Annotated in this window: 17 protein-coding genes and 5 tRNA genes; 13 read left to right on the top strand and 9 right to left on the bottom strand. The window is 70.4% G+C overall.

From position 1 onward, the window contains the following. Nucleotides 1-18 precede the first annotated feature (18 nt). The 6 genes from FDM97_RS27215 to FDM97_RS27190 all read right to left on the bottom strand — a co-directional run bounded on the left by FDM97_RS27215 (nucleotide 19) and on the right by FDM97_RS27190 (nucleotide 9237). Nucleotides 19-432, bottom strand: coding sequence for a roadblock/LC7 domain-containing protein (locus tag FDM97_RS27215; RefSeq protein ID WP_005311461.1), 414 nt, complete (start codon nucleotides 430-432; stop codon nucleotides 19-21). Nucleotides 433-439: 7 nt separating this feature from the next. Further along, entirely contained in the window at nucleotides 440-3634 is a 3195-nt protein-coding gene (locus FDM97_RS27210) for a sensor histidine kinase (RefSeq protein ID WP_137993157.1), read from the bottom strand. Between the two features lie 340 nt (nucleotides 3635-3974). Next, the gene (locus FDM97_RS27205) at nucleotides 3975-4556 is read right to left on the bottom strand and encodes a GTP-binding protein (RefSeq protein WP_137993156.1); all 582 of its coding nucleotides are present in this window, start codon (nucleotides 4554-4556) and stop codon (nucleotides 3975-3977) included. Further along, on the bottom strand, nucleotides 4537-4944 hold the full coding sequence (locus FDM97_RS27200; RefSeq protein WP_137993155.1) for a DUF742 domain-containing protein: 408 nt from the start codon (nucleotides 4942-4944) through the stop codon (nucleotides 4537-4539). The genes FDM97_RS27205 and FDM97_RS27200 overlap by 20 nt, the downstream gene beginning before the upstream one ends. A 129-nt stretch (nucleotides 4945-5073) precedes the next feature. Continuing rightward, nucleotides 5074-5487 carry a roadblock/LC7 domain-containing protein gene (locus tag FDM97_RS27195; protein WP_137995053.1) on the bottom strand — a complete coding sequence of 138 codons (414 nt, stop codon included), beginning with the start codon at nucleotides 5485-5487 and terminating at the stop codon, nucleotides 5074-5076. 9 nt (nucleotides 5488-5496) lie between these two features. Continuing rightward, a complete protein-coding gene (locus tag FDM97_RS27190) occupies nucleotides 5497-9237 on the bottom strand; it encodes a sensor histidine kinase (RefSeq protein WP_137993154.1) in 3741 nt (1246 codons plus the stop codon). Between the two features lie 548 nt (nucleotides 9238-9785). Here FDM97_RS27190 and FDM97_RS27185 point away from each other — a divergent pair. The 3 genes from FDM97_RS27185 to gltX all read left to right on the top strand — a co-directional run bounded on the left by FDM97_RS27185 (nucleotide 9786) and on the right by gltX (nucleotide 12307). Beyond that, nucleotides 9786-9974 (top strand): hypothetical protein, encoded by a 189-nt coding sequence (locus FDM97_RS27185; RefSeq protein ID WP_137995052.1) that lies wholly within the window; start codon nucleotides 9786-9788, stop codon nucleotides 9972-9974. 79 nt (nucleotides 9975-10053) lie between these two features. Beyond that, nucleotides 10054-10839 (top strand): fumarylacetoacetate hydrolase family protein, encoded by a 786-nt coding sequence (locus FDM97_RS27180; protein WP_137993153.1) that lies wholly within the window; start codon nucleotides 10054-10056, stop codon nucleotides 10837-10839. Further along, entirely contained in the window at nucleotides 10832-12307 is a 1476-nt protein-coding gene (gltX, locus tag FDM97_RS27175) for a glutamate--tRNA ligase (protein ID WP_137993152.1), read from the top strand. The genes FDM97_RS27180 and gltX overlap by 8 nt, the downstream gene beginning before the upstream one ends. Nucleotides 12308-12387: 80 nt before the next feature. Here the strand turns inward: gltX and FDM97_RS27170 are convergent, their stop codons facing one another. The 3 genes from FDM97_RS27170 to FDM97_RS27160 are packed head-to-tail and all read right to left on the bottom strand — an operon-like array spanning nucleotide 12388 to nucleotide 14098. Next, nucleotides 12388-12717, bottom strand: coding sequence for a helix-turn-helix domain-containing protein (locus FDM97_RS27170; RefSeq protein WP_137993151.1), 330 nt, complete (start codon nucleotides 12715-12717; stop codon nucleotides 12388-12390). A gap of 35 nt (nucleotides 12718-12752) precedes the next feature. Beyond that, nucleotides 12753-13700, bottom strand: coding sequence for a hypothetical protein (locus tag FDM97_RS27165; RefSeq protein WP_137993150.1), 948 nt, complete (start codon nucleotides 13698-13700; stop codon nucleotides 12753-12755). Further along, on the bottom strand, nucleotides 13697-14098 hold the full coding sequence (locus FDM97_RS27160) for a hypothetical protein (protein WP_137993149.1): 402 nt from the start codon (nucleotides 14096-14098) through the stop codon (nucleotides 13697-13699). Before FDM97_RS27160 ends, FDM97_RS27165 begins: the two co-directional genes overlap by 4 nt. Before the next feature lie 234 nt (nucleotides 14099-14332). Between FDM97_RS27160 and FDM97_RS27155 the strand changes: the two genes are divergently transcribed. From FDM97_RS27155 to FDM97_RS27110, 10 genes are all read left to right on the top strand, one after another. Further along, nucleotides 14333-14815, top strand: a complete 483-nt coding sequence (locus FDM97_RS27155) for a hypothetical protein (RefSeq protein ID WP_137993148.1) — start codon at nucleotides 14333-14335, stop codon at nucleotides 14813-14815. A 33-nt stretch (nucleotides 14816-14848) separates the two neighbouring features. Then, nucleotides 14849-16324 (top strand): peptidoglycan-binding protein, encoded by a 1476-nt coding sequence (locus FDM97_RS27150; RefSeq protein ID WP_254705772.1) that lies wholly within the window; start codon nucleotides 14849-14851, stop codon nucleotides 16322-16324. 14 nt (nucleotides 16325-16338) lie between these two features. After that, entirely contained in the window at nucleotides 16339-17091 is a 753-nt protein-coding gene (locus tag FDM97_RS27145) for an ABC transporter ATP-binding protein (protein ID WP_137995050.1), read from the top strand. Then, the gene (locus tag FDM97_RS27140; RefSeq protein ID WP_432816250.1) at nucleotides 17088-18329 is read left to right on the top strand and encodes an ABC transporter permease; all 1242 of its coding nucleotides are present in this window, start codon (nucleotides 17088-17090) and stop codon (nucleotides 18327-18329) included. Before FDM97_RS27145 ends, FDM97_RS27140 begins: the two co-directional genes overlap by 4 nt. 70 nt (nucleotides 18330-18399) lie before the next feature. Then, nucleotides 18400-19122, top strand: coding sequence for an HAD family hydrolase (locus FDM97_RS27135; protein ID WP_137993147.1), 723 nt, complete (start codon nucleotides 18400-18402; stop codon nucleotides 19120-19122). Between the two features lie 92 nt (nucleotides 19123-19214). Then, nucleotides 19215-19286 (top strand) — tRNA-Gln (locus FDM97_RS27130). A gap of 41 nt (nucleotides 19287-19327) precedes the next feature. Continuing rightward, nucleotides 19328-19400, top strand: a tRNA-Glu gene (locus FDM97_RS27125). Between the two features lie 61 nt (nucleotides 19401-19461). Beyond that, nucleotides 19462-19537 (top strand) — tRNA-Glu (locus FDM97_RS27120). 18 nt (nucleotides 19538-19555) lie between these two features. After that, nucleotides 19556-19627: transfer RNA gene (locus FDM97_RS27115), tRNA-Gln, on the top strand. A 22-nt stretch (nucleotides 19628-19649) separates the two neighbouring features. After that, nucleotides 19650-19725 (top strand) — tRNA-Glu (locus FDM97_RS27110). Nucleotides 19726-19727 lie beyond the last annotated feature (2 nt).

Raw genomic sequence — 19727 nt, 5'->3', positions numbered from 1 at the left:
AAACGCACTGTCTGTCTGTTAGTTGAGAAGACTTCCCTGAAGCTCCGCCCGGAGGTCAGGAGTCAGGACGCTGCCCGCGCGGTCGACGAGCAGGGCCATCTCGTAGCCCACGAGGCCGATGTCCGCCTCCGGGTGCGCGAGCACGGCCAGCGAGGAGCCGTCCGAGATCGACATGATGAAGAGGAAGCCGCGCTCCATCTCCACGACGGTCTGGTTGACCGCTCCGCCCTCGAAGATCCGGGACGCGCCCGCGGTCAGCGAGGTCAGTCCGGATGCGACGGCCGCCAGCTGGTCGGCGCGGTCCCGGGGGAAACCCTCGGACATCGCCAGCAGGAGTCCGTCGGCGGAGACCACCACCGTGTGGGACACCCCAGGGGTGTTGTCCACGAAGTTGGTGATCAACCAGTTCAGATTCTGCGCCGCCTGGCTCATGCTCACACTAACGCTCCTGGTTGTAGGTACTGCCCGGGCCGAGGCCCGATCCGTTCGTGTCCGTTCCCGCGCTGCGTCCCTGCTGGACACCACGGCGCAGGTTGCTCAACCTGCCCCGTACGTCCTCAGGCGCGCGGGAGACCTGGGGGCCGCCCTGCGGGGTCTGCTCCGCCGTGCCCTCGACCAGGTTGGCCTTGGGGACGCGTCGCGGAAGGCCGGAGGAGGTGACCCCGCCCGCCTTCGGCTCGCGGAGCTTCTCGGCCCGCTGCCAGCGCTCGTCGTTCGTCGAGCGCCATTCCTCGGAGCCGTCGGCCTCGTTCTGCTGGACCGGCTGCTGCTGAGCCGGCTGCTGAACCGTCTGCTGGGGGGTCCGCGGGGCGCCGGCGCCCCGGCGCGGCAGACCGGCGTCGGTCAGCGCGTGCCCGGCGTCCGCGGTGGCGTTGGGCGTGGGACCCGGACGGTCGAAGCCTACGCGCTCGGCGGCCGGTTCGGGAGCGGTGGGAGCGGATTCCGCTTCGGTCCCGTACTGCTGCTCGTAGCCGCCCTGGTACGCACCCTGGTCGGCCCACTCGCCCTGGTGTCCCTGGGGCTCGTACGCGTTGTCGTACTGCGCCTGGCCGTTGTCCTGACCCTGGTACGCGGCTTCCGCATAGTCCGGCTCGGGGTATCCGCCGGTGGGCTGGACGTAGCCGTCGTAGCCCTGCTGCGGGTACCCGTCGTAGCCGTCGTACCCGTCCTGCTGCGGAGCCTGCTGAGCGAAGTCGGAGGCGTACTCCTGGCCGTATTCCTGGCCGTACTCCTGCTCCTGCGCGTACTCCTGATGCTGCGGGTCGATCTCGTCCCGGAACAGCGGACGGTCGCCGCCCTGCGCCTGCGCCTCCAGGGCGGCCCGACGCTCCTCGCGCATCAGCGAACGGTTCACCGGATCGAGCTGGCGGTCTTCGGCCGGCTGCTCGTAGCGGGAGTCGTCGAAGCCGAGCTCCGCCGCGGTCCGCATCGGCTGCTGCGCCGGCTCGTAGTGCACCTGCTGCTGCGGCATCATCTGCGAGACCGTGAAGTCGTTCTCGGGCAGCGACTCGCCACCACCACCGTGGGTGATCGCGTCCGGCAGCATGACGAGCGAGGTCGTACCGGCCTGCTCGCCCGAGGGGCGCAGCTGGACGCGGATGCCGTGCCGGTCGGCCAGCCGGCCGACCACGAACAGGCCCATGCGCTGCGAGACGGCGGCGTCCACGGTCGGCGGGTTGGCCAGCTTGTGGTTGATGTCCGCGAAGTCCTCGGCGGTCAGGCCGATGCCCTTGTCGTGGATCTCGACCATCACGCGGCCGTCGGGGAGACGGGTCGCGGTGACGCGGACCTTGGTCTGCGGGGAGGAGAACGTGGTGGCGTTCTCCAGCAGCTCGGCGAGGAGGTGCACGAGGTCGGTCACGGCCTGGCCGTGGATCTCGGCGTCCGGGACGCCGGCCAGCTCGATGCGCTCGTACTGCTCCACCTCGGAGGAGGCGGCGCGCATGACGTCGACCAGCGGGACCGGCTGGTCCCAGCGGCGGCCGGGCTCCTCGCCGGCGAGGACGAGGAGGTTCTCGCCGTTGCGGCGCATACGGGTGGCCAGGTGGTCCAGGCGGAAGAGGTTCTCCAGCTGGTCCGGGTCGGCCTCGTTGTTCTCCAGGTCCGTGATGAGGGTCAGCTGGCCCTCGATCAGGGACTGGTTGCGGCGCGAGAGGTTGGTGAAGATCGCGTTGACGTTGCCCCGGAGCATGGCCTGCTCGGCGGCGAGCCGGACGGCCTCGCGGTGGACCTGGTCGAAGGCGCGGGCGACCTCGCCGATCTCGTCCTGGGAGTCGATCGGGATGGGCTGGACGCGGGTGTCGACCCGGCCCGGCTCGGTGCGGGAGAGCTGGTCGACGAGCATCGGCAGGCGCTGCTCGGCGATGCCGAAGGCGGCGGTGCGCAGCTGCTGCATCGAGCGGCTCATCTGGCGGGCCATCATCCCGGCGAGGATGAAGGCGGCGAGCAGCGCGACGACGGTGATGCCACCGATGACGAAGGCGTCGGTCTTGGCCTCGTCGGAGATCCTCACGGCCTCCGCCACGGCCTTGTCGACGAGCTCCTTCTCGACCTCCGTGTAGCCGTCGAACTTGCCGGTGGCCACGGCCATCCAGGTCTCGGGCGTGATGGCCTGCTTCCGCAGGTCCTCGATCGCGTCGGCGTCCTTGGCCGAACCGATCGCCTTGGCCGCGCCCGTGTAGACCGAACCGTCGGGACCCTTGGGCAGCTCGACACCGGCCGCCTGCATCCGCTTGGCGCCCTCGGTGGCCTTCTCCTTCATGACCTGCTTGAGGCGGTCGACGTCCTCCTGCGTGCCACCGGAGTTGAACTCGCCGAGGGCGATCTGCTCCAGGTAGTTGTACGAGTTGAACGCCACGGACTGCTGCGCGAAGATCGCGTCCTTCTGGCTCGGACGGACCAGCAGCTGGGTGCCGATCGAGCGCTGCAGCGACTCGGCGGCCTTGGCGAGCTGGATGGCGTAGACCGTACGGCCGTAGGCGGTGACGTTGCCCGTGCCGAGCCCGAGCTCGTTGGAGAACTCCATCAGGTAGTGCTGGACGCCGGTGTACCCGACCTGGGTGTTCACGGGGTCCAGGGCCTGCGTGTACGCGGCCTGGCGGAGCTTCTCGAGCTTCGGCTCCTCGTCCCTGAACAGCTTCAGGCGGCGCTCGAGGCCCTCGCCCTCGGGCATGTTCTTGGCGGCCTCGTCGAACTTCAGCTTGGCGGCGTCGGTGGCCGCGTACGCCTTGGTGACCTCGTCGCTCTTGCGGTCCTCAGCGGTCTTGGCCGTGAGGAGGGGCGCGGCGGTCAGGTCGCGCTCGTTGAGCATCGCCTGGCTGTACTCCGAGGCGGCGCGCACGATCAGCGCCGTCTTCTCGGCGTTCTGCGCCTCCTGCCAGGTGTCGATCGCACCCTTCACCTGGAAGCCGCCCATGACGAGGCCGACCAGCACGGGTATGAGCAGGATCGCGTTCAGCCTGGTCGGTACACGCCAGTTGCGCGGCGACAGCTTGCTGGAGCTCCCCGTGCCGCTGCCGGCCGGGGGCGTCACGGGCGTCGCGGCCATGTCGGCGGGAGACGCCACCATGCGCGCCGGCGGCGTGAAGTTGCCTCGCGCCTGCTGCTCCGCGGAGCTTTCCTTGCTTCGCCTCACTCGACCAACAACCTCTCGGCGTCGGCACCTACGTTGTGCCGGTGTTTCGTTCAGGGCCGTACTACTCGGGAGTTCATGAATTGCAGCACGTGAAGGGGGTCCCTTCCAAACAGCAGTCAGGATCCGTTTTCACTGGTCCAAGCCGGAGATAAAACGGGCATAAAGAACGAGCCCCGTCAAATGGCGGGGCTCATGTGAGCGCAGTGGTACCGACTGGATGCGTCGGGTGTCCGTGGCGCCCCAATTCTCATTCGAAACGTTATGAACGCCGGGGCGGACCGTGTCAAAGGACACAGGCCGCCCCTCCGAGAGGCGTACGACAACTTCCGTAGGACTTCTCCTACTTGAGTCGTGCCATCAGCGCGTGCTCCACAAGCGTGATGAGCGCGCTCTTGGCGTCCGCGCGGTGACGGGCGTCGGTCGTGATGATCGGAGCGTCAGGACCGATCTGGAGGGCCTCACGGACCTCCTCCGGGTTGTACGGCTGGTGGCCGTCGAACCCGTTCAGCGCGATGACGAACGGCAGACCACTGTTCTCGAAGTAGTCGACCGCGGGGAAGCAGTCGGCGAGCCGCCGGGTGTCCACGAGCACGACGGCGCCGATGGCACCGCGGACCAGGTCGTCCCACATGAACCAGAAACGGTCCTGACCCGGCGTACCGAAGAGGTACAGGATCAGGTCCTGGTCCAGGGTGATACGGCCGAAGTCCATCGCCACCGTCGTGGTGGTCTTGTCCCCGGTGTGGGTCAGGTCGTCGATACCGGCCGAGGCCGAGGTCATCACGGCCTCGGTACGCAGCGGGTTGATCTCGGAGACGGCGCCGACGAACGTGGTCTTGCCCACGCCGAAGCCGCCCGCCACCACGATCTTCGCGCTGGTGGTCGACCGGGCCGCCCCGCCGCTAGAGCTTGCGAAGTCCACTGAGCACCCTTTCGAGCAGTGTCACGTCCGGCGTGCCGCCGGCCTCTCCGTTGCCCGGCTGGTGGATCGCCACCATGCCGGCCTCCGCCAGGTCGGCGACGAGGATGCGGGCGACACCGAGCGGCATCGACAGCAGCGCCGAGACCTCGGCCACCGACTTGACCTCGCGGCACAGGTGGCATATCCGCTGGTGCTCGGGGAGCAGGGTGGCGAGATGCGCCGGGTCGGCCGTGGTGCTGACGAGCGCCTCTATGGCGAGTTGGTACCGCGGCCTGGTCCGGCCGCCGGTCATCGCGTACGGACGCACCAGCGGCTGGTCGCCTTCATGTCCGTACGACTCGTCTATCGAGGAGCCGTACGGATCGTGAGAGGCGGGGGGCGGGGTCATGAATCCTCCGGGCGTGACGGCAATTCATCTGCCGTCTGATGGGGCCGGTGGGGGGCCGGGTGGGGCGGCCGGGCGGTTTCTTGATACCCAGGGCGGTACGGAGGGGCGCACCGCCCTGTCGGTGCGGGTCTAGTGCAGGAGGCTTCCCTGGAGCTCGGCACGGAGGTCCGGGGTGAGGACGCCGCCGGCCCGGTCGACCAGCAGCGTCATCTCGTAGCCCACGAGGCCGATGTCGCACTCCGGGTGCGCGAGCACGGCCATGGAGGACCCGTCGGAGACGGACATCAGGAAGAGGAAGCCTCGCTCCATCTCCACGACCGTCTGGGCCACGGGGCCGCCCTCGAAGATCCGGGACGCGCCCGCGGTCAGCGAGGTCAGTCCGGACGCGACCGCCGCCAGCTGGTCGGCGCGGTCACGGGGGAAGCCTTCCGACATGGCCAGCAGCAGGCCGTCGGCGGAGACCACCACTGTGTGGGACACCCCGGGGGTGTTGTCCACGAAGTTGGTGATCAACCAGTTCAGATTTTGCGCCGCCTGGCTCATCGCGCTCAACTAACGCTCCTGCTGGTGGGTGGGGCCGACGTGGAAGCTACCCGTGGTCGAGTTGCCCGCCTGACGGCCCTGCTGGATGCCGCGGCGCAGATTGGTGAGCCGGCCGCGGACGTCATCGGGTGCACGCGAGACCTGGGGGCCGGCCGTGTGGGCCTGCTCCTGTGCGGTCCCGGGTACGAGGTTGGCGCGCGGCACTCGCCGCGGCAGCCCCGAGGTGGTGATACCGCCGGCCGCGGGCTTGCGGACCCGCTCGGCCTGGCGCACCAGCTCGTCGTTGGGGGAGGTCCGCCAGTTGGCGGGCCCGCCGGCCTGCTGACCGCCGTCGCCGCCGCCCTGCGGGGCGGGGCGCCGCGGAGCCGCGGGAGCCGGCTGCTGCGGCACGGCCGGGGTCTGCATCGTCTGCTCGACGTCCGGAACCTGTCCGTTGCCCTGCTGGCCCTGCTGGCCGCCCTGCGGCTGGCCCTGGCCCTGCTGGCCCTGACCGTGGAACCAGTTGGTCTCCAGCGTGTCGTACAGCGGGGTACGGGCGTCACCCGGGCCGCTGGCCGGAGGCAGCGCCTCGGGCTGGCGGGGCTGCTGGAGCTGGGGCTGCTGCGGCTGCTGCGGCAGGTTCCCGGCCGGGCGGGGCGCACCGTAGTCGCCGCCGCCGCGCTGGCGCGGGGCCGGGGCCTGGCCCTGGGGGGCCTGCTGCTGGTAGCCCTGCGGGGCCTGCTGCGGGCTTCCGAAGTCCGGGCGCGCGAACTGGGCGGTGGACGCCGGGTCCTGCGGTCCGGGCTGGTAGGCCTGCGGGGCCTGCTGCTGGTTCTGCTGCTGCCGTCCGTTGACGTCGGGGCGCGGGAACTGGCCCGTGGAGCCCGGTCCCTGAGGCGCTCCCGGACGGGCGTACTGGCCCGTGGTCTCCGGCTCCTCGTGACCGCGCGGGGCGTCCAGCGGGGACATCTCCTGCTGCGGGCGGCGGACCGGCTGCGCCTGCTCGTTGCCCCAGCTCGTGGACTGCGGACGCTGCTGCTGCGGGGTGCCCCCGGGCAGCTCGGCGCGCGGGACGCCGTTCTGACCCGGGCGGCCGCCGCCCTGCGGAGCCTGGTTGCCCCGGCCCTGCTGCGGCTGGGGGGCCTGACCCTGGTTGCCCTGGGTGCCCTGGTTCTGGTTGGACTGTCCGCCCCAGACGTCCGTACGGGACGGGATGGCGCTCTGCGCACCACCGAACCCGCCGGCACCGAGACCCGGACGCTGCGGCTCCTGGGAGACCTGCCCCATCTGCGAGGTCTGCTGGACCTGCGGCTGCTGCGGCGCCTGGTTGGGGCCCTGCTTCGGACCCTGGTCCTGCGGACCGTTCTGGCGCGGGGCACCGTCCCGGCCGGGCAGCGCGGCACGCGGACCGCTGCCCGCACCGACCTGACCACGGGCGGCACCCGCACCGGCACCGAGCCGGCCGGCCGCCGACGAGGGGCCTCCGGCGAGGCCCGGACGGCCACCGGCGCCGGGGCCACCGGCCGCGCCCGGACCGCCGGTCAGGCGGCCACCGGGGGCGGAGGGACCCTGCGGCATCGCGCCCTGACCACCGGCACCCTGCTTGGGCATGGGCTTCTTGCCGCCGTGGGCGACGTCGACCGGGAGCATGACGAGCGCGGTGGTGCCGCCGGAGTCCGACGGACGCAGCTGGATCCGGATGCCGTGTCGCAGGGACAGGCGGCCGACCACGAACAGACCCATGCGGCGCGAGACCGAGACGTCCACGGTGGGCGGCGAGGCGAGCCGCTCGTTGATCGCGGCGAGGTCCTCGGGGGAGAGGCCGATGCCGGTGTCGTGGATCTCGACGAGGACGCGGCCGTCGGGCAGCGCGTGACCGGTGACCCGGACCTTGGTCTGCGGCGAGGAGAACGAGGTGGCGTTCTCGAGCAGCTCGGCGAGGAGGTGCACGAGGTCGTTGACGACCCGGCCGGCGACCTCGGTCGCCGGGACGGCGGCCAGTTCGATGCGCTCGTACTGCTCCACCTCGGAGGCGGCGGCACGCAGCACGTCGACCAGCGGGACCGGGCGGGTCCAGCGACGGCCCGGCTCCTCGCCCGCGAGGACGAGGAGGTTCTCGCCGTTACGGCGCATACGGGTCGCGAGGTGGTCGAGCTTGAAGAGCGAGGACAGCTGGTCCGGGTCGGCCTCGCGGGACTCCAGCTCGGAGATGAGCGAGAGCTGACGCTGGATAAGACCCTGGGAGCGGCGCGAGAGGTTGGTGAACATCGCGTTGACGTTGCCCCGCAGCAGGGCCTGCTCGGCGGCGAGGCGGACCGCCTCGCGGTGCACGTCGTCGAAGGCCGCGGCCACCTGGCCGATCTCGTCCCGGGAGTGCACACCGACGGACTCGACGGAGGTGTCGACGTCCTGCGGGTCGGCCTCGGAGAGCTGCTTGACGAGCTCCGGCAGGCGTTCCTGGGCGACCTTGGTGGCGGTGTCCTGCAGCCGGCGCAGCGACCGGATCATGGACCGTGCCACCACGAAGGCGCCGACGAGGGAGACACCGAGGACGAGGAGGATCAGGGCCGCGTTGATGATCGCTTCGCGCTGCGACTCCGACCGCAGCTCACGGGCCTTGGTCTCCATCTTGTCGAGGAGGTCCGCCTCGATGACGTTCATGGCATTGATCTTGGTGCCGTACTCGTCCGTGAAGTTGAGGTGACCACGCTGAGAGGCGTTGCGCATACCGGAGTCGTTGCTCAGTACCCGGTCCGCGTACTTGTCGGCGGCGTCGATGGAGGGGTTGCCGCTGGTCAGCGAGCTTGTCAGCGCGTCGGCGTCACCGCCGGCCGACTCGAAGATCGTCTGGAACTGCTTGAGCTCGACCTTCTCGCCCTGCTGGGCGGCGTAGCCGTAGAGGCGGTCGCCCGGAGTCAGCTCTCCGGCCTTGCTGTCGCTCGCGGGAAGCGCGGAGGCGATGATCGCCTGCTGTACCGAGGCGTACTCCTTGGCGGACGAGAACGCCGCGAGGGCCCGGGTCCGCTTGATCATCTCCGGGTTGCTGGTCGCCTGCGCCATGTCCTGGGACAGGCTGAGCAGCGAGCGGATCAGACGGCTGTACGCCTCGACCGTCACCGAGTGGGAGACGTCCTTCTTGTACGCCTCCTGGCGGATGCCGCCGATCTGGACGACCTGGGACGCGATCTGGCTGACGTTCTGGCGGATGCTCTGCAGCGCCTCGTCGCCCTCGGTCGCCGGGATGGCGGCCGTGGCGTCCATGAACGCCTTCTGGGCCCGGTCCGTCGCCTTGCGCGGGTTGGAGACCTGGTAGTCGCCCGCCGACTTGTCGTTGGCCAGGGGACCGGCGGACAGGTCACGCTCGGCCTGGAGGGCCTTGGCGAGGTCGGTCGCCTCTTCGGTCAGCTTGGTGAGCAGCTGCATGTGATCCAGCTGCTCCATGTCCTGGAGCGACTCGCTGATACGGATGCCGCCGAGGCTGGTGGCCGCGACCACGGGAAGGGTCAGCAGCGCGACAAGGCGCGTCGAGATGCGCCAGTTGCGCAGGGCTATTCGAGGCCCGACCTCGTTCTCGGCCTTGCCCTTCTTGGCGGCCGGGGCGGAGGCATCGGCGGCAGCGGCCGCGGCGCCCTTGCGCGCGGAGCTGTCACCGCCCTCGCCTGCCGGACCCTGACCCGGGTTCTGAGCGTGCTGGGCCGAGGAACCGCGGTCGGTTCCGGCGCGAGGCTCCTGCTCCGCAGCAGCGCTGTCCCTCTTGAATCGTCCCTGCACTAGCGTCGCAACCTCTGGACCAGGCGTCCTTCCGCGTGAACGGAGTGGACGGTGTCGGCGTCTCGGGGCGCGAATGCGCCCCATGGTGGTCGTCGATGACCGGCGCACTTCCCCCTTCCCCGCCGCTCACCCGGCGCTGCGTTGCGCCTCCTGCGCGCCGGCTTGAAACCGCGGCGGTGCGTGGAATTCCAGCACAGTGCCGGATCTCCAACAAGAGCCGCGTCTCGGACCACGAGCGGGATAACAACCCGTGAAGGTTTTGTCACCGCACGTAGAAGATGATCACGGATCAATCGGACTTATTACTCCCAAAGGCTCATGGGGTCCGAGTGTCCCAGTCGCGATGATCAGGAGCGGAATGAAGCATTCAGTGAGGGATTGTCCGTTTCCTTGACCCTGAAGTGAGGCCTGAAATGCCGGGATTGTCTGCGCGGTGGTGAGCAAACTCACACCTAGATCGTTGTCTCCCCCATGCATTCGAAGGGAATTGCACGTTTAGCCTGACGCTTTACAAGACCCCCCGTTCTGTAGAGGCCTCCGCGATGACGATGAAGACGACCATGCTGCTCCGCTCCACGGCCAACCCGCGCCGTACGACGCTCGCCCACCTCGAGGACGCCGAGCAGCTCGGCCGCGGCGCGCAGCCGGAGCACACGGTCGAGCTCCCCACGCAGACGGCCAACCCCCGCCGCACGGTCCTCATGACCGCCCCCGAGGCAGCGCAGCCCGCACAGTAATACGGCGTTGGCCGCCCCTCACCGCGCTAGCCTGGAGCGTCAGACTCCAGCCAGTACCAAGTGAGGGGCGACAGCACTCGTGCGCATCGCCAGATTCTCCATCGACGGCAATGTCGCCTTCGGCGCCGTCGAGGGCGAGGGAACCGTCGACTCCGGCGGCCTGGTCCTCGACATCATCAAGGGCATCCCGTACACCGACTTCGAGCTCAGCGGCACCAAGGTCCCGCTCAGCAAGGTACGGCTCCTGCCCCCCGTGCTCCCCAACAAGATCGTGGCCATCGGCCGCAACTACGCGGAGCACGCCGCCGAACTCGGCCACGAGATCCCGGAGGTCCCCGTCGCCTTCTTCAAGCCGACCACCTCGGTGATCGGCCCCGGCGACGCCATCGAGTACCCCTCCTTCTCCAACGAGCTCCACCACGAGGCCGAACTGGCCGTGGTCATCGGCCGCATGTGCCGCGAGGTCCCGCGCGAGCGGGTCAAGGACGTCATCTTCGGCTACACCTGCGCCAACGACGTCACCGCCCGCGACACACAGGCGCGCGAGAAGCAGTGGGCCCGGGCCAAGGGCTTCGACACCAGCTGCCCCCTGGGCCCCTGGGTCGAGACCGAGCTCGACCCGAGCGACCTCGCCATCCAGGCCACGGTCAACGGTGAACAGCGCCAGCTCGGTCGTACGAGCGACATGATCCGCTCCATCGAGGACCTGGTCGTCCACATCACCGAGGCCATGACACTGCTCCCGGGCGACGTCATCCTCACCGGTACCCCCGCCGGAGTCGGACCGCTCAACGTCGGCGACGAGGTCGCCGTCACCATCGAAGGCATCGGCACTCTCACCAACAAGGTGATCAAGCGTGGCTAACGCGAACGTCCGCGTACGTTTCTGTCCCTCCCCGACCGGCAACCCCCACGTGGGCCTGGTCCGCACCGCCCTGTTCAACTGGGCCTTCGCCCGGCACAACCAGGGCACCATGGTCTTCCGTATCGAGGACACCGACGCGGCGCGCGACTCCGAGGAGTCGTACGACCAGCTGCTCGACTCGATGCGCTGGCTCGGTCTCGACTGGGACGAGGGCCCGGAGACCGGCGGCCCCCACGAGCCGTACCGCCAGTCGCAGCGGATGGACATCTACCAGGACGTCGCCGAGAAGCTGCTCGCCGGCGGGTACGCCTACCACTGCTTCTGCACCGCCGTGGAGCTGGAGGCCCGTCGCGACGCCGCCCGCCTGGCCGGCAAGCCCTCGGGCTACGACGGCACCTGCCGCAACCTGAGTACCGAGCGCATCGAGCGCTACCGCGCCGAGGGCCGCGAGTCGATCGTCCGCTTCAAGATGCCCGACGAGCCGATCACCTTCACCGACCTGGTCCGCGGCGAACTGACCTTCACCCCGGACAACGTCCCGGACTACGGCATCGTGCGCGCCAACGGCGCCCCGCTGTACACCCTGGTCAACCCGGTCGACGACGCGCTCATGGAGATCACCCACGTCCTGCGCGGCGAGGACCTGCTCTCCTCCACCCCGCGCCAGATCGCGCTCTACAAGGCGCTGATCGAGCTGGGCGTCGCCAAGGAGATCCCCGCCTTCGGCCACCTGCCGTACGTGATGGGCGAGGGCAACAAGAAGCTCTCCAAGCGCGACCCGCAGGCCTCCCTCAACCTCTACCGGGAGCGCGGCTTCCTCCCCGAGGGCCTCCTGAACTACCTGTCCCTCCTGGGCTGGTCGTTCTCGGCGGACGAGGACATCTTCACCATCGAGCAGATGGTCGAGAAGTTCGACATCGCCGACGTCAACGCCAACCCGGCGCGCTTCGACCTCAAGAAGGCCGAGTCGATCAACGCCGACCACATCCGCATGCTGGACGTGAAGGCGTTCGCCGCGGCCTGCGAGCCCTGGCTGAAGGCCCCGCACGCCAACTGGGCGCCCGAGGACTTCGACCGCGCCGCCTGGGAGGCCATCGCCCCGCACGCCCAGACCCGCCTGACCGTCCTCTCGGACATCACGGCCAACGTGGACTTCCTCTTCCTGCCCGAGCCGGTCTTCGACCAGCCCTCGTGGGACAAGGCCATGAAGGGCGAGCCGGCCGCACTCCTGACGACCGCCCGCGCCAAGCTGGAGACGGCCGACTGGAGCGACCCGGAGTCCCTCAAGAACGCGGTCCTGGCCGCGGGCGAGGAGCACGGACTGAAGCTCGGCAAGGCCCAGGCCCCGGTCCGTGTCGCGGTCACCGGCCGCACGGTCGGCCTGCCGCTCTTCGAGTCCCTGGAGATCCTGGGCAAGGAGAAGACCCTGGCCCGCATCGACGCCGCGCTGGCGAAGCTGGCGGCGTAAGCGCCCCTGGACGCACCGAAGGGGCGTCGGCCACATGGCCGACGCCCCTTCGGCGTTCCGTCGTCCGCGGCCCCCGCCGCTCAGGCCGCCGGCACGAACCCGGCGCGGGCGTCGTGCGCGGAGCGGTGTTCGGGGCAGTCCGCGAGGTCCATCAGATCGAACACGCCGACCAGGCACAGCTGGAACCGGCTCAGCCCGCCCAGCTTCTGCCGCAGGTTGGCGACGTGGAATTTCACCGTCCGCACCGAGATCCCCATCGCCCGGGAGAGTTCATCGGACTCCTGAGAGGCGACGAGCTGGGCGAGGATCTGGCGTTCCCTGGCGGTGAGGGTGTGCAGGTGCGACAAGGCCGTCTCCATCGTGGAGCGCAGCGGCTCCGGGAGACGGCACAGTCTGCATGCGGTCGTCATTGTTCCCTTCTCGGCGACCGGTCGTCCGGTGTGGCTCAGTGCGTCAGAGAGGCGGCCAGCTTCAGCCTGCTGTCCACCTGCTCCTTGGCGAGCGCCAGCGTCTCCGCGTGCTTCTCGATCAGCTGCTGCTGATAGGCCTTCGTCACGACGTAGTGCACGCCGACGACGTTGACCTGCTCTTTGCACTGTACGTCGGCCTTGGCGGCGGTGATCGCACGAGGACCGGACAGCTCCGTGCCGGCGAGACCCAGCTCCTTGGCCGCCCGCATCGGGTCCTTGACCGTGTATCCGGCCTTCGCCATGCACGCCGACCACTTCTTGTCGACCTCACGGACCCGGGAGTCCTCACGGACCTTCGACTCGGCCTCGCCCTTGAGGTTGAACACGAAGAGGATGTCGACCTCGTTCGCCTTGCGGGCGTAGAGCTTGAGGAACGACTCGCGGGCGCACCCGCCCACGGGCACCCTCTGCCCGTTGAACGTCACATCGCTGCCGCCGGACTTCTCCGCCTCCTCCAGGGTGGCGGGCATGTCGGCCGGCTTCAGGTCGTTCCTGCCGTTGAGGGCCAGCAGCTCCGCCTCGGTCGGCGGCTTCGCCGGCGCGGGTGGCGCCTGGTTCCGCGCCTTCGCGACCGCGGGGTTCAGGTAGCCGTACCGCGCGGCCGCGTCCGGGTCCGTGAGCCCGAAGATCCGGGCGTTCGCACCCGTCGTCGGGACCGGCGGCTGCTCGGGCGGCCGGTAGGCGAAGCCGAGCCGGGACATGCACTGGCCCATGAGCACGTTCTGCGCACGGGTGATCGTGTTCTGCTGCTCCGGGCCGGCCTCGTAGGCGTCCAGCGGGAAGCTGACGTCCACGGTCCTGAGCATGCTGGGCACGGAGTCGATCGGTGGTTCGGTACGGCCGGCGGCGCCGTCCGAGCCCGTGGCGGAACAGCCCGCCAGGGCGAGGACGGCGCCGCCGACGATCACAAGGCGTCGGCTCACGAGTAGATGATCATCGCGCTCGACGAGATCTTGTTCTTGAAGGTGTCGCTGGCGTTGCCGACGTAACCGGCCGGCAGCGACCCGCGGATGCCCTCCTGGTAGTGGTCGGTCCAGACGTACATGGTGCGGCCCGCCCAGTTCCGGTAGGACGCCGTGTTGTCGTTCGTGCTCTGGCCCGAGCCGGAGCAGTTGCCGACGAAGCGGTCGTCGGCGAAGTCGTTGTCCACGACGATGTCGAAGACGCAGCCCCCCTGGCCCGAGTTGTAGTAGAGGCCGAGCTCCAGATTCTCGAGCACGCCGTTCTTGTCGTCGTACGCCGCCGCCGGACCCGCGGTGCCCAGCACGAACCCGCCCACGGCGACCGCCGCGACGGCCGCCCTCATCACGCGCTTGTTCATTTCCGCCCCTGTCGTTCCATCAATCGTGAAGATCTTGCGATCGGGAAGTGGATCACGGGCGAGCTTGATCGTCTACTGTCCTCGGGGACAGTATCACCGGCTGTCCGGGCCGATTTATGCTCGGGCGACCTGGCCGGAAAGCTGCGGCGGACTCTCGCCCGATCCTTCCGGCGGAACCGCGAGACCGGCCGGAACACCCCGCGCTCGCCCGTTCCCCTTCTTCACGGAGTCCCCATGCTCGTACGCCCGGCCGCGCCCGCATTCGCGGCGGTGGCGGTCTGCGCCTCCCTGCTCGTCACCGGCTGTTCCGCCGGCGGTTCCGACGGGGCGACAGGGGAGCGGGCCTACTACGGCTGCCTCGAAGAGAACGGCGTCGTGCTGGAGAAGCGCGACGACGGCGTACTCCGTGTGGACAAGGACAAGGGCAAGAACGACGGCGCGGCCTACGCTGCCGCCCAGGCGAAGTGCGCGGACCTGCTGACCTCCGCCTCGCCGACCGCCTCCGCCTCGCCGCCCTCCGCCGCCTTCATGGACCACGCGAAGAAGTTCAGCGCCTGCGTGCGCGCGAACGGCTACCCCCGCTACCCGGACCCCGATCCGGCGACCGGCGAGGTGAAGGTGCCGGCCGAGGAGGAGGCGACGTACAAGACGCCCGAGTTCGCGGCCGTCGTCACGAAGTGCTCGACAGACCCGGGCGACGGCATCGTCGGCGGCTGACCGCACACACCGGTGATACGACGAAGGACGACGATGACGCAGGACGAGGACACCGCGATGGCCGTGGAGCAGCCGGGCCGCACGGAGCCGACCGGGCCCGTACCGGGACCGAGCGGGGTGGCCGGCCGCCGCCGGTGGGTGGCCGTCGTCGCCGTGGGCGCCGTGCTCGCCACGCTTGGGGGACTGGGGGCCGCGCTGCTGGTGAAGTCGCCCGCACAGGCGGCCGCGGAGGCCGCGCCGCCCGCCCCGGACGTGCTGACCGCGCCCGTGGAACACCGGGTGCTCACCTCGTCGGTCATCACCCGCGGCGAAGTGGTGGCCGGTCAGACGGTCGACGTGGTGCCGCAGGTGGCCGCCGGCGAGGGCGCGGCGCGAGCCGTGATCACCAAGATCCCGGTGCGGCCCGGCGACGCCGTACGTGCCGGCCGGGTCCTGATGGAGGTCTCCGGACGGCCCGTGTTCACCCTGGAAGGCAGCCTGCCCGTCTACCGTGACCTGCGTCCGGGCGCGACCGGCGACGACGTACGCCAACTCCAGCGCGCGCTGCGGCAACTCGGCCACAGCACCGCGCCCGACACGGCGGGCCGCTTCGGCTCCGGCACGAAGGCCGCGCTCAACTCCTTCTACCGGTCCGTGGGTTACGACCCGGTGCCGGCGCAGGAAGGCGAGGGCGACCTGGTCGAGGACGCCCGGACCCAGGTCACCATGGCCGAGCGCGCTCTGGAGGACGCCGAGGGCACCCCCGAGGCCCCGACCGACGCCGGCGCGGGCGCGGGCGATGACGGCGACAGCCGGCGGAAGGCCGTCACCCGGGCGCGGGAGGACCTGGCGGCCGCGCTGAAGAAGCTGACGGCCGCCGAGGAGGCCGCCGGCCCGATGCTGCCCGCCGCCGAGGTCGTGTTCCTGAAGAGCTTCCCGGCCCGCGTGGACTCGGTGTCCGCGAAGGTCGGCGGCGAGGCGACCGGGACCGCGATGAAGCTGTCCGCCGGCCGGCTCGTCGTACAGGCGCACGTCCCCGAGTACCAGAAGGACCTCATCCGCCCCGGGAGCGCGGCGGAGATCTACTCCGAGGTGACCGGCGCGTCCGCCAAGGGCCGGGTCGCGTCCGTCTCCGACGCTCCCGTGCAGGCCGGCACCACGGGCGGCGAGGCGCAGGGATCACAGGGAGACGCCGCACAGGCCGGGTCCGGAGCGACCGGCTGGCTCGTGGAGATCACCCCCGGTACGCCGCTGAACGCCGACCTGACCGGCCAGGACGTACGCGTCACCGTCATCGCGGCCTCCACGGAAGGAAAGGCGCTCGTCGTGCCGATCACGGCGATCAGCTCCGGCGCGGACGGGCGGACCACCGTGACCGTGGTCGGGGCCGCCGGCGACCGGCGCCGGGTGGAGGTACGCGCGGGCACGGCCGGGGACGGTTTCGTGGCCGTCACGCCGTCGGCGGGCGGCACGCTCGCCCCGGGCGACCAGGTGATCACGGGCGTGTCCCGCGAAGGGACCTCCCCGTGACCGCCGTCGACTCCATGACGGGCTCCGAGCCGGTCATCGAGTTCCGCGGGGTCGGGCTGACCTACCCGGGCCCGCCTCCGGTGACCGCCCTCAGGCCCTGCGACCTGACCGTCGGGCGGGGCGAGTTCGTCGCCGTCGTGGGCCCGTCGGGCTCGGGAAAGTCCACGTTCCTCAACATCGCCGGACTGCTGGACGCGCCCACGGGCGGGACCTACCTGCTGGACGGCATCGACACGGGCATGCTCCGGGACGCCGACCGGACCGCGCTGCGCGGTCGGCGCATCGGGTTCGTGTTCCAGTCGTTCCATCTGCTGCCCCAGCGCAGCGCGTTGGAGAACGTCACGCTCGCCCTGGTCTACGACGGCACCCCCCGCCGGGAGCGGGCGGCCCGTGCCCGCGAGGCGCTGGAGCAGGTGGGCCTCGGCCATCGCGTCGACGCTCTGCCCACCCGGATGTCCGGCGGCGAACGGCAGCGGGTGGCCATCGCCCGCGCGCTGGTGACCCGCCCCTCCCTGCTGCTGTGCGACGAACCGACCGGAAACCTCGACACGACGAACGCCGACTCGGTGCTGGTCCTCCTGGAGAAGCTGCACACGGACGGCATGACGGTCCTGGTGATCACCCATGATCCGCTCGTCGCCGCCCGCGCCAGGCGCACGGTGACGATCCGGGACGGAGTGCTGAGCGTGTCGGAGACGGCGGTGTCCGGGGTATCCGAGGTATCCGGGATGTCTGGGATGTCCGGGCTGCCCGAGGTGGTCAGGTGAGGCGCGTGCGACGTACGGACCGTATCCGGCCTTCCGTGTTCGCCTGGCACGACGTGCTCTCCGAGTCCCTCGCCGGAATGCTCCAACGCCCGGGGCGCTCCGCCCTGACCGCCCTCGGCACCGTCCTCGGCGTGGGCACGTTCGTGGCGATTCTCGGTCTGACGGCCACCACCTCCTCGCAGATCGACACGCGCTTCAACGCCCTGAGCGCGACCGAGGTGACCGTCGAGGACGTCGCCCACGAGCAGGACGAGTTCGCCGGACCCGCCTTCCGGGCGGACGCCGACGCACGGATCGAGCGGCTCAACGGCGTCGAGCACGCGGGGGTGTACTGGTCGGTGCGGCTGGCTCCCGACGAGCCCGTGCGCTCCTCCGCCGTCGTCGGGAGCGACGGCGCCGAGAACGCCGTCGACGTCGTGGCCGCCTCGCCCGGCGTGTTCGCCGCGGCGGGCGCCCGCCTCGCCGAGGGCAGGGTCTACGACGCCTACGCCTCCGACCGGGCGGCGCCGGTCGCCGTCATCGGCGCCGGAGTCGCCGACCGGCTCGGCATCACCACACTGGAGACCCACCCGGCGATCTTCATCGGCGGCCGGCCGTTCACCGTCACCGGCATCGTCTCCGGCGCGGACCGGAAGGCCGACCTGCTGCTGTCGGTCGTCGTCCCGCGCACCACGGCGGAACGCGTCTGGGGCCCGCCGGAGGGCGGCGGCGCGCGGATGCTGGTCGCCACCCGGCTCGGCGCGGCCCCGCAGATCGCCGCCGAGGCCGCGATCGCGCTGCGCCCCGACCACCCGGAGTACTTCAAGGTGGTGCCCCCGCCGGACCCCAAGGCGCTGCGGGGCGGGGTCGGCGACGACCTGAACCAGCTGTTCCTCCTCCTGGCGGCCATCTGCCTGGTGATCGGAGCCGTGGGCATCGCCAACACCACCCTGGTCGCCGTCCTGGAGCGCACCGGCGAGATCGGCCTGCGCCGGGCCCTGGGCGCGCGCGGACGCCACATCACCGTGCAGTTCCTCGCGGAGTCCGGCGCGCTCGGCGCCCTGGGCGGCCTCGTCGGCACGTCCTTGGGCGTCCTGACGGTGGTGGTGGTCGCCGTGATCCGCGACTGGACCCCGGTGATCCATCCGCTGACGCCCGCGGCCGCCCCCGCCATCGGCCTGGCGACGGGCGTCGTCGCGGGCCTCTACCCCGCGTGGCGCGCGGCCAGGATCCAGCCGGCGGAGGCACTGCGCCGCTGAGCCGTGGCGTCCCGCGTGTGCTCGTCGGGGGATGCCCCCCGTACCCCCGGCCTGGGGGTACGGTCGGCGTATGAGCATCCGCGCGGTCCTCTGGGACATCGACGACACGATCTTCGACTACTCCCGCGCGGACCTGACCGGCATGCGCGACCATCTCACCGCCGAGGGCCTGGTGGACGGATTCGACTCCGTCGACCAGGCCCTCTGCCGTTGGCAGGAGCTCACCACGATCCACTGGCGCCGCTTCGAGGCCGGCGGGGTGGACTTCCAGGAGCAGCGGCGCGAGCGCGTGCGGGACTTCCTCGCGGCGCCGCGGCTGACCGGCGCCGAGGCCGACGCCTGGTTCGAGCGGTACATCGCGCACTACGAGGCCGCCTGGGAGCTCTTCCCCGACGCCGTCCCCGTCCTCGACATGCTCGCGAGTGACTACCGTCACGCCGTCCTGTCGAACTCCAGCATCCACAACCAGGACCGCAAGCTGCGCGTGCTCGGTGTACGGGACCGCTTCGAGGCCGTCGTCTGCGCCGCCGAGCTCGGGGTCGCCAAGCCGGCCGCCGAGGCCTTCCACGCAGGCTGCGCCGCCCTCGGCCTGGCCCCGGGGGAGGTCGTGTACGTCGGCGACCAGCCGGACATCGACGCCCGCGGCGCCGCCGAGGCGGGGCTCACGGGGGTCTGGCTGGACCGGGCGGACGCCGGTGGACGGCCCGAACTGACCCGGATCACCGACCTCCACCAGCTCCCCGCGCTGCTGCGGCGGGATACCCGTTTTGGAGCGCCGGACACCTTCGGGTAATGTTCTTCCTGCGCCGAGGGGAGCAAGCCGAAAGGCCGAAACCCACGGAGCACAACCCGAACAAGATCCCCTCGACGGGGATCGCGTTTTGGTGGCCTATGGTGTAATTGGCAGCACGACTGATTCTGGTTCAGTTAGTCTAGGTTCGAGTCCTGGTAGGCCAGCTCGCAGAGCTCATCTGCAGTACGTGGATCTCATCCACAAAGCCCCCGTTGTGTAGCGGCCTAGCACGCTGCCCTCTCAAGGCAGTAGCGCCGGTTCGAATCCGGTCGGGGGTACAGATCCTTCCCGCGGGATCACCTGGGTCGCACCCGGTGAACCTGATGCAGGATCGCTAGGGCCCCCGTTGTGTAGCGGCCTAGCACGCCGCCCTCTCAAGGCGGTAGCGCCGGTTCGAATCCGGTCGGGGGTACCAACTGGTCTAAACCACCAGTGGCCTATGGTGTAATTGGCAGCACGACTGATTCTGGTTCAGTTAGTCTAGGTTCGAGTCCTGGTAGGCCAGCGGATCATCTTCATCTGATCTTGCCCCCGTTGTGTAGCGGCCTAGCACGCCGCCCTCTCAAGGCGGTAGCGCCGGTTCGAATCCGGTCGGGGGTACCAAA

This window comes from Streptomyces vilmorinianum (genome assembly GCF_005517195.1).
GTDB lineage: Bacteria > Actinomycetota > Actinomycetes > Streptomycetales > Streptomycetaceae > Streptomyces > Streptomyces vilmorinianum.
This window is presented reverse-complemented; position numbering and strand designations above follow the sequence as displayed.

Bases quoted from the DNA above. Each gene is read 5' to 3' on its own strand.
- FDM97_RS27185 (WP_137995052.1), top strand. From the start codon at position 9,786: ATGAAGACGACCATGCTGCTCCGCTCCACGGCCAACCCGCGCCGTACG.
- FDM97_RS27150 (WP_254705772.1), top strand. From the start codon at position 14,849: ATGACGCAGGACGAGGACACCGCGATGGCCGTGGAGCAGCCGGGCCGC.
- FDM97_RS27200 (WP_137993155.1), bottom strand. From the start codon at position 4,944: ATGACCCCGCCCCCCGCCTCTCACGATCCGTACGGCTCCTCGATAGAC.
- FDM97_RS27145 (WP_137995050.1), top strand. From the start codon at position 16,339: ATGACGGGCTCCGAGCCGGTCATCGAGTTCCGCGGGGTCGGGCTGACC.
- FDM97_RS27155 (WP_137993148.1), top strand. From the start codon at position 14,333: ATGCTCGTACGCCCGGCCGCGCCCGCATTCGCGGCGGTGGCGGTCTGC.
- FDM97_RS27135 (WP_137993147.1), top strand. From the start codon at position 18,400: ATGAGCATCCGCGCGGTCCTCTGGGACATCGACGACACGATCTTCGAC.
- FDM97_RS27195 (WP_137995053.1), bottom strand. From the start codon at position 5,487: ATGAGCCAGGCGGCGCAAAATCTGAACTGGTTGATCACCAACTTCGTG.
- FDM97_RS27160 (WP_137993149.1), bottom strand. From the start codon at position 14,098: ATGAACAAGCGCGTGATGAGGGCGGCCGTCGCGGCGGTCGCCGTGGGC.
- FDM97_RS27215 (WP_005311461.1), bottom strand. From the start codon at position 432: ATGAGCCAGGCGGCGCAGAATCTGAACTGGTTGATCACCAACTTCGTG.
- FDM97_RS27170 (WP_137993151.1), bottom strand. From the start codon at position 12,717: ATGACGACCGCATGCAGACTGTGCCGTCTCCCGGAGCCGCTGCGCTCC.